We start from the raw sequence: 1,924 nt of genomic DNA on the forward strand, positions 1-1,924 counted from the left end.
CCAAAATCAAATCTATACTCTTTTTTACACCCGAGTATTTCAGAAGACGGTTCTAGACTATACTTTGCTTCAGATATGCCAGGAGGATATGGTGGAGTAGACCTTTATTATGTCGATTTTGATAAAGAGAAACAAGTGTATGGCAAGCCTGTAAACTTAGGGCCAAAAATTAACACCAATGGAGACGAGTTGTTTCCGTATATAGAAGGTACAAATTTGCATTTTTCATCCAACGGTCATAAAGGATACGGAGGTCAGGATATTTTTGTAATCAATTTAAAAGAAACAGATGCAACGGTATTTCATTTTCCATACCCAATAAATACTCATTTCGATGATTCGAACCCTGTTTATGATGTAGTGAACAAGAAATATTACTTCTCTTCGGATAGAAAAAATAGTGAAGATGACAATTTGAGCAACAAATGTGTTTATGTAGTTCAATCTCCAGATCCAATGCTTTCAATCATGGAAGCTGTAAACAAAACGGTAACTGTAGGTCCAATTGGAAATATAGCTGTAGCATCAACAGCTGTTGAAGAGCTGGTTGCTCTTCCAAAGGAAGAAATATTTAGAATGGTTCATTTTGATTTTGATAAAGCAATATTAAAAACAGAGGAACTATACATTTTAGATGATATATACCAACTATGGGCTTTAAATAAAAAAGCGATGATTGAGCTTAGTGGTAATACAGATACATTAGGTAAAGAATTATACAATTTAGGATTATCCAAAAAGAGAGCCGAAGTTGTTCAAAACTATCTGATAAGCAAAGGAATTCCTAAGGAATCGTTCCTTCTTCGTTTTAATGGAGATACTAATCCTTTAAAGCGTATTGAGCCAGGAATGACAGAAGAGGAAATTGAGCAAGTTTCAAGAGAAAATAGAAGAACTGTGATTACTATAAAATAATAAATTAAACAAATAAAACCTTTAACATGGTAAAAAAATTCATACAATTATTAGCTTTAATTAGCTTTTTTCCAGCTTTAGCTCAGGAAATGCCTGCCGTTTTTAACAAAAATTTAGTCGAAGGTAATAGTATAATAAACAAAGTAGTTTCTTTTGAATCAGGAGATTTAATCGTTGCAGGGGGAGGTAGCTCAAAAGGCTATATTGCTAAATTATCAGAAGATGGCAAAGTTATTTTTGATCGCACAATCGTTAATCGCGGAATAGATTCGTATAAAGATATTATTCTTACCAAAAAAGAGAGCATTTTAGCTGTTGGGGGAGGAACGTTAAGTACCGGTGCTGGACGAATTTCTCTTTTTGACTCTAAAGGGACTCCGCTTTTTGATAAAGTTTTTGGAGAAAATAACGGTGGTTATTTTACTACTGTTAAAGAAGACCTAGAAGGTAATTTTGTAGCAGTTGGAGTTTCTGGAGGTGTTTTACAGCAAGGTCGAATTGTAAAATTCAACATTAATGGAAAAATTATCTTTGACAAACTTTACAATAACAGTACAGTGCTTAATGGTTTGATTATAGACCAGGACAACAATATTTTGGCTATGGGTAGCTCAGTGGATAATAGCAATGGAATAGGTGTTTTATTGAAGCTGAACAACTCAGGAGCTGAAGTTTTTCATCACAGTTCGCCTATTGCGGGAGGAGTTTATAAAGACTTTAAACTTTTAGAAGACGAAAGTTTGCTAGCTATTGGAGGAGGAGGATATGGTTCTGGGAATTCTCCTAGAATTACTCGTATTCGTACAGACGGTCAAGTTATTTTTGATAAAACGTATAGCAATGTGGATGGTATTTTTACTGGCTTAGAGGTAGATCCTTCGGGTTATATATATGTCTCAGCAGAAGAATTTGACAGAGGTCGTATGTTAGGATTGCGTTTTGATGGTACTATGGTTTTTAATCAAGAAACAAATACGCCGTTAACATCAATAAAAAAAGGACAGGACAC

Annotated in this window: 2 protein-coding genes; both read left to right on the plus strand. The window is 34.4% G+C overall.

What is annotated here, in order from left to right:
* On the plus strand, positions 1-915 hold a 915-nt coding region (locus IUY40_RS19085), incomplete at its 5' end, for an OmpA family protein (protein ID WP_195738446.1).
* A 26-nt stretch (positions 916-941) separates the two neighbouring features.
* Positions 942-1,924: hypothetical protein (locus tag IUY40_RS19090; RefSeq protein WP_195738447.1), on the plus strand; the 983-nt coding region annotated here is incomplete at its 3' end.

It is taken from the genome of Flavobacterium sp. ALJ2, from assembly GCF_015594725.1.
Classification (GTDB): domain Bacteria; phylum Bacteroidota; class Bacteroidia; order Flavobacteriales; family Flavobacteriaceae; genus Flavobacterium.